The following is a 6,748-nucleotide window of genomic DNA, read 5'->3' on the forward strand; positions in this document are numbered from 1 at the left end:
AGGCCGGCAAAAGCAGCAAGGGAAGGGCTCGGCTATACCCTGCTTCCGCCGGCGTCAGCCAAGCCAGGTGAAACCAGCGCTGGAGCAGGCTCAAACCCCGCCCAAAGGGCGCATTCCGGGGGTCCGGCAGCCATCCCACCCCTTCCATCTTCGCGCTACTTCGAGGCGTGGTGGTGCCGTCCCCGGCCGTCATCCGCACTTGGTCTTCGGGCACGGGTTCCAGCACCCCTTCCAGAAAACGAAAAGCCGGCCGGGCGTAGGGAAAGCGCCTTTTCTGAAACCCTCGATACCAGGCGCTCCCATCCCGGTCCACCCACCCCAGGGTGACCCAAAGGCAGGTCACCGTGTGTCGTCCCAAGGTGAGCCCTTCCCCCACCGGCAAGGCCACCACCCGATGGAACACCCGCTGTTGCCGGAACACCGGCCGGAAAAAAAAGGTTACCAACGCTTCCTATGCTTCGAGCAAACGGGGGTCTCGCGCTATCCTGCTCATAGGAGCACCTCTTGGTTGGGATGTTGTCCGTCTCTACTTGGCCAGAGGTGCTCCCTTTTTGTCAAAAAAGGCCAAACTTCTGCCTCGACCCTCTCTGAGGGTCGAGGCAAAGGAAGCCTCAAGCCGGACTTGGGGCTCCCTCTGCGTGCAGAACGGCCGCTTCGGTGGCGTAGATGATGGCCAGGGCGACGGCGCCTATCGCCGTGGCGTGGCGCCCCAGCACGGCCGCGGTGATACGGGCGGCCTGGGCCAGGGGGGCAGGCTGCGCCGCTGCACCTCACGGCGTACCGGTTCCAGCAGCAGGTCGCCCACCTGGGCCACCCCGCTGCCGAAAACCACCACAGCCGGGTTGAGCAGGTTGATCAGATTGGCCACGGCGATGCCCAGGTATTCCCCGGCTTGGCGCAGGATTTGCTGCGCCACCAAGTCGCCCCGGCGGGCGGCCAGGGCCACTTCGTGGGCGGTCAGCGTCTCGGGAGGGCCGATGATCAGGGCGAGTTGGGTGGGCTGTTGGGCGCGCACGGCCTCCTGAGCCTGGCGGGCGATGGCCCGTCCCCCGGCCAGGGCCTCCAGGCAGCCCCGGTTGCCGCAGGTGCAGCGGGGGCCGTTTTCCACGATGGTCAGGTGCCCGATTTCGCCGGCGCTACCGGTGGCGCCGCAGTAAATCTGGCCGTGGATCACCCATCCGGCCCCGATGCCCGAACCGACCTTGATGTAAAGCAAAGGGTCGGCGCCGTAGGCCCATTCGCCAAAAGCGCCCAGATTGGCGTTGTTGTTGAGCAACACCGGCCTTCCCCAAGCCTCGACCAGGGCCTCACGGATGGGGTAACCGTGCCGGCGACCGGGCATGACGGGTGGGGTTTTTACCGTACCGGCCTGCTGGTCCACCGGGCCGGGAACCCCCACCCCGTAGGCGCGAATGTGCACGGGGCCACCTGCGCCGCTTCCACGGCCTGTTGGACCTGCTCTTGCACCGTGTGCAGGCAGGCCCCAGGCCCGTCCTCGATGCGGCAGGGGATTTCGCGGTCGGCCAGCACCCGCGCCGCCATGTCGGCCACGCTCGCCGTCAGATGGGTGACCCCCATGTCCGCGCCCACCACCGCCCCCCAATGGGGGTTGAATTCCAGCATTTGCGGGCGTCGTCCCCCCTGGGCCGGGCCTTTGTGGATTTCGTGGGTCAGGCCCAGACGGAGGAAATCGTTTACAATAGGCGTAACGGGGCGGCCCGGCCCAGGCCCAACTCGCGGGCCAACATGGCCCGCGAAATCCCTCCCGGTGCCGAGCGAATACGCTCCAGGAGGGCCAGTTTGTTCAATGACCCAACAGGAGGGTTGGCTTCGGGCATAAATCTCCGCTGCATGACGGGAAACCAGGCGTGAATCTGCGTTCAAGCATAGGTATCCCGCCTGATTTGTCAAGTAAACGAACAAAGTTGCACTTTTTGTTTGTTTTCCTCGCGAATCAAGGAGGTCTCGTATGTCGGTATCGCACCCCCTGGCCGGCGTTTATGCCGCTGCCGTGACACCCATGGATGCCCAGGGCCGTCCCCTCCCTGAAGCGTTGCCGCGTCTGCTGGATTTTTTGCGCGCACGAGGTGTGCATGGGGTGTTGTTGTTGGGCACCACGGGCGAAGGGCCTTCTCACAGCCCGGAGGAGCGCCTGGCGCTAATGCAGGCCGCTGCCACGTACCGGCAGGCGCATCCCGACCTGCGGGTGCTGGTGGGCACCGGAACGCCCAGCCTGGACGAAACCGTCCGCCTGACCCGCGCCACCTTTGCCCTGGGGCTGGACGGTGTGGTGGTGCTGCCCCCCTACTACTTCCGCCGCGCTTCGGAAGACGGTCTCTTCGCCTGGTTTGCCGCCCTGATGGGGCAGGCCGTGCCTGAGGACGGCGCGCTGTTTGCTTATCACATCCCCCAGATTGCGGGGGTGGGCTTTTCGCTGGAACTGCTGGCCCGGTTGAAAGACGCCTTCCCCAGGCGCTTCGCCGGACTCAAAGACTCCTCCGGGGATCCGGAGTTTGCTGCGGCGTTAGGCGCGCGTTTCGGTTCGGACCTCCTGGTGTTTACCGGCAACGATCGCTTGCTTTCTCACGCGTTGCGACATCAAGCCGGGGGGGCGATCACCGCCCTGGCCAATCTGGCCTCGCCCTGGTTGCGTGAGGTGTGGGAGTCCTTCCAGCAGGGCGACGAGGCGCAGGCCCGGGCTTTTCAGGTCCGTTTAGACGCCGCCCGAACGGCTTTGGAACGCTTTTCGCCCTTTGCCCCCACGCTGAAGGAGGTGCTGCCCGCTCTGTTCGACCTGCCCTCCTGGGGCGTCAAACCTCCCCTGGTGCCTCTGGGGAGCGAGGGGGCCCAGGCCGCCCTGAGCGCGCTGCAGGCGGCGGGGATCCCATGAGAGGTGACCCGATGACCGACCCCTCATCCAATACCCCGGAGGTTTCGCCCCTCCCTCCGGCGGCACGCCCAGTGCAGGCGGGCCGTGTTCAACTGTGGCCGCGCGGTGCTCTTTTTGTGGGTGGGGCTGTTGCCTGTGGCGGCTTTTCTGGCCGGTGGGACCTTTGGCCAGGTCGCCGATCGGGGGGAGGCCGTGATGCGCGCCTTCCTCGGCGTGCCTTTTGCCCTGGTGGGGGTGTTCTTCCTGGCCAAGGCCGTATTCTTGCTCATCGCCCGGCGACGGCTCCCTGCCCGCCTGCTGTTTGATGGGCTTGCCTTGGGCCTGGCCGTGGCCTTCCACTACTGGCTCTTCTTCGGCCGGGCCACGGGGGAGGGTAGCGCCGGGTTGCCCCTGCCCGGCGGTCTCTTCGTTGAGGTGCCCTGGCCTCTGCCCCCGAATTCTGTGCTGACGAAGGTGGGGCTGGCCGTCCTGCTGGTGATTCTGGATGGGTATCTGCTCTCGGACCTCTGGGCCCTGATCTGGTACGTGAAGCCATAGGCGGAGTGAGGGCTAATGGCCATGGCTTTCGCCCACCGGCCCGAACCACGCGGCTTTGGCTCCCAGGCGGGCGATGTTCCTCGCCAGCACGGCGGCGATCAGGGTGGTCAGGGGGACGGCGGCGATCAGGCCCAGGGAGCCGACCAGAGTGCGCACCACCTCTTCGGCGATGAATTCGAAGTTGAGCAGTTTCCCCCAGGGCGTGTGCCCCAGGGAGAACAGAAGGAACATGGGGAGGGAGGAACCGGCATAGGCCAGCACTAAGGTGTTCACCGTGGCGGCGACATGGTCCTGGCCGATGTGCATGGCCCGGCGAATGAGGTGGCTTAAAGGCTGGGCGGGGTTGGCGGCGTGGAGTTCGAACACCGCCGCGGCCTGGGTGGTCACCAGGTCATCCAGGACGCCCAAGGCGCCGATGATCATCCCGCCCAGGAGCAGGCCACGCAGGTTGATGGTCGCCCCAGCGAATTGGAGCAGGTACAGGGCGTTTTCGTCGCCGTAGCCCGTGAGTTGGGTGAAGGCCACGAAGAACCACGCCAGCAGTCCGGTAAGCAAAAGGGAGAGCACCATGCTCAGGGCCGCGGCATGGGTTTTCAGGGTCCAGCCATAGGTGAGGTAGAGGGTCACCCCCAGGAGCACCATGGCCCCCAGGATGCTGGTGCGCACGGGGTCTTCCCCGGCCAGAATGTGGGGGATGATGTACACGATGACCACGGCCAGGCTGTAGGCCATGGCGAGCAGGGCGCGCAACCCCTTCCAGCCGCTGATGAGCAGGATGGCGGCCAGGAAGAGGGCGCCCAACCAGGCCAGTTGCGGGGCGCGCACCCGGTCGGCGTAAAAGGCGTTCAATGTGCCATCGGGCTGTTTGTTGAGGCTGACCAGGAGGCGCTCCCCCGGGCGAAAGAGGTGCACCACGGGATAGGTCTGGTATTTAGCGTACTCGATCTGCATGGGCACCCCGGCGTACTCCCCCTCCAACAGGCGCACCTGCAGCACCTGGTAGGGCTGCGTGTGATCGCCCAGGGTCACGGTGCCCTCCTCGAGCACTTTTTCCACCTGGGCCACCACGGTTTCGGAGCCGTAGGTCAACTCGGGGATTTCTCCCACGGGGTGGCGTTGGGTGCTGAGCCAGGCCAGGGTCAGCCCGGTGAGAACGAGCACCAGCAGCCAGTAACGGCGGGTTCGCGGCTTGTCATCCATGGGTGCCTCCCGAACGCGTCCAATCTGGGGAATGCTGCCGTCCGGCCTCAGGCCTTTTCGGCGCGGCGCATGGTCTGGAAGGCGGTAATGGCCACTTCCAGCATGTCGATGGTGGGTTCGCGGGTGGTCAGGCGTTGCAGGGCCAGGTTGGGGGCGATGAGCAGCCGGATGAAGGGATGGGTGGCGTGGCGGGCGGTGAAGCGGAGGTATTCGTAGGCCAGCCCGGCCAGCACGGGCAAGAGGAGCAGGCGGCTCAACAGACGGGGCAGCATGGGCAGCGGCCCCAGCAAGGCGAAGAGCACAATGGAAAGCAGCACAAGAATAAGCAAAAAGGCGGTCCCGCAGCGGGTGTGCTCCTTGGGGTAGCGGGCCACACTTTCGGGGGTGAGCGGCGCGTAAGCCTCGAAGGTGTTGATGGTCTTGTGTTCGGCGCCGTGGTACATGTACAATCGCCGCACCTCGTTCATCCGACCGATGAGTCCCACATAGGCTACCAGGAGCACCAGCCGTACCACCCCCTCGAGCAGGTTGCCCCACCAGGCGTTCCAGCCCCAGAGGAGTTCTGCCCATCGACCCACCGCGGCGGGAAGCAGGAAGAACAGACCGACGCCCAGCACTAAGGACACGCCCAGGGTGAGGTAAAGGGCCGCGCCTTCCAGTTGTTCGTCTTCCTCCATCTGGACATTGGCCGAGAGGGTGAGGGCCCGCATCCCCAGCACCAGGGCATCCCAAAGGCCGAGCAGGCCGCGCAGAAAGGGGATCCCGGCCAGCCGACTTTGGTAAATGGCGCTCAGGGGCTCGGTGTGGGTGACGATGTCGCCGTTGGGGGCGCGCATGGCGATGGCTACAGCGCTGGTGCCGCGCATCATCACCCCTTCGATGACGGCCTGCCCGCCGTAGGAAGGCAGGCGTTCTGCGGGGGTGGGGGGCGAGGCGGTCGCCTCTTCATCGACTTGAGCAAAAGCGTTCCAGAAAAGGAGCACCACTCTGCGGAGCATATCCAGCGATTTCATCCGACCTCCGGTTGGTCTTGCGGTAAGTTGGGCCTATCATACGCGATTTTGCTCCCAAGAGCAAGCGTTGGCTTGACAAGGTTCCCGCTCGTCGGTATAATCCGCTTGCCCATCGCCGGAGCGATGAGGTGTTTTTGTTGTTTGTCCATACCACCGACAGGTGAACGAAGGAGAACAGCCATGCCCCCAGTACCCAAGCGGAAGGTCTCCCGTGCTCGCCGTGACAAGCGGCGTGCCCATCACGCGTTGAAAGCCCTTCATCTGGTGCAGTGCTCGAACTGCGGCGAGATGCGTCTGCCGCACACCGTGTGCCCGAATTGCGGTTTCTACAAGGGGCGTGAAGTTGTCGAGGTCGAGCGCAAATAGTTGAGGTTCCCGCCACGTCTGGGAGCACGGGTTCGCCGTGGCCTATTCGACCTTCGTAGCGGAGGCGGAAGTCGCTGTAGGCGGTAACCCGTGTTTTTTTGTTTGGCGCAGCCCTCGGTGGCTGTGTCGCCTCAACGGTGGGGCGCTGCGAGATGGGGGATTACGATAGAATGGAAAGGAACGCAGGTCGTGCCCGCCTTCTGGCTGTTCCCCGGAGGAGCGTCGTGGCGAAAAGGACATGGTGGCCCGTGGTCGGGCGTCTTATGTTGGGGTTGATGGGGTTGAGCCTGCTGTGGGCCTTCCGTTATGCCCAGGAGAAGCCGCCGGTGGTCTTCGATGCGTTGGAGGACAACCAGGCGGTGCAGGGGAGAGTGCCGGTGCGGCTGCGTGGCCCGCTGGAGGTGGTGCGGGAAGTGAGTCTGGATTTCGCCTACGCCGACGCCCCGGAGGCTTGGTTCCCCCTGGCCCGGCGGCGTGGCCTCCCGGCGGATGGCCTGCTGGCTGTTTGGGACACCACCACCCTGACCGATGGCGATTACCTGTTGCGCTTGCAGTACACCACGCAGGACGGCCAGACCTTTGTGCTGCGAATCAAACTGCGCGTGCGCAACTACACGCCCATCGAAACGCCCACGCCTTCGCCTACGCCGGTGCGGACCGCGGGCGAGGTGGGCCCCACGCCCACGGCAACGCCCACGCCTTCGCCCACGCCGGTGCCGCCCACACCCCTGCCGCCCAACCC

Annotated in this window: 10 protein-coding genes; 4 read left to right on the top strand and 6 right to left on the bottom strand. The window is 65.4% G+C overall.

Annotated features, from left to right (window positions below; translation table 11 throughout):
• The 4 genes from G4O04_05955 to G4O04_05970 form a co-directional block, all read right to left on the bottom strand.
• Positions 1-445, bottom strand: a 445-nt coding sequence (locus G4O04_05955; protein HEY58063.1) for a hypothetical protein, incomplete at its 3' end; no start/stop codon positions are given.
• Between the two features lie 243 nt (positions 446-688).
• A complete protein-coding gene (locus G4O04_05960; GenBank protein ID HEY58064.1) occupies positions 689-1,420 on the bottom strand; it encodes an ROK family protein in 732 nt (243 codons plus the stop codon).
• The gene (locus tag G4O04_05965; GenBank protein HEY58065.1) at positions 1,357-1,623 is read right to left on the bottom strand and encodes an ROK family protein; all 267 of its coding nucleotides are present in this window, start codon (positions 1,621-1,623) and stop codon (positions 1,357-1,359) included. The genes G4O04_05960 and G4O04_05965 overlap by 64 nt, the downstream gene beginning before the upstream one ends.
• A 71-nt stretch (positions 1,624-1,694) precedes the next feature.
• Complete coding sequence (locus tag G4O04_05970; GenBank protein HEY58066.1) at positions 1,695-1,838, bottom strand: hypothetical protein; 144 nt, start codon at positions 1,836-1,838, stop codon at positions 1,695-1,697.
• Positions 1,839-1,969: 131 nt separating this feature from the next.
• Here G4O04_05970 and G4O04_05975 point away from each other — a divergent pair, with 131 nt between their 5' ends.
• Both G4O04_05975 and G4O04_05980 read left to right on the top strand, forming a co-directional pair.
• The gene (locus G4O04_05975) at positions 1,970-2,890 is read left to right on the top strand and encodes a dihydrodipicolinate synthase family protein (GenBank protein HEY58067.1); all 921 of its coding nucleotides are present in this window, start codon (positions 1,970-1,972) and stop codon (positions 2,888-2,890) included.
• Positions 2,891-2,974: 84 nt separating this feature from the next.
• Positions 2,975-3,427, top strand: coding sequence for a hypothetical protein (locus G4O04_05980; protein ID HEY58068.1), 453 nt, complete (start codon positions 2,975-2,977; stop codon positions 3,425-3,427).
• Between the two features lie 12 nt (positions 3,428-3,439).
• On the opposite strand, the gene G4O04_05985 is transcribed toward G4O04_05980, so the two are convergent.
• Positions 3,440-4,627 carry a YibE/F family protein gene (locus G4O04_05985; protein ID HEY58069.1) on the bottom strand — a complete coding sequence of 396 codons (1,188 nt, stop codon included), beginning with the start codon at positions 4,625-4,627 and terminating at the stop codon, positions 3,440-3,442.
• Between the two features lie 47 nt (positions 4,628-4,674).
• Positions 4,675-5,535, bottom strand: a complete 861-nt coding sequence (locus G4O04_05990) for a DUF1385 domain-containing protein (protein ID HEY58070.1) — start codon at positions 5,533-5,535, stop codon at positions 4,675-4,677.
• A gap of 285 nt (positions 5,536-5,820) precedes the next feature.
• Between G4O04_05990 and rpmF the strand changes: the two genes are divergently transcribed.
• On the top strand, positions 5,821-6,006 hold the full coding sequence (rpmF, locus tag G4O04_05995; protein ID HEY58071.1) for a 50S ribosomal protein L32: 186 nt from the start codon (positions 5,821-5,823) through the stop codon (positions 6,004-6,006).
• 224 nt (positions 6,007-6,230) lie between these two features.
• A partial coding sequence (locus G4O04_06000) for a hypothetical protein (protein ID HEY58072.1) occupies positions 6,231-6,748 on the top strand: 518 nt, incomplete at its 3' end.

It is taken from the genome of Anaerolineae bacterium (genome assembly GCA_011176535.1).
GTDB lineage: Bacteria > Chloroflexota > Anaerolineae > Anaerolineales > DRMV01 > DUEP01.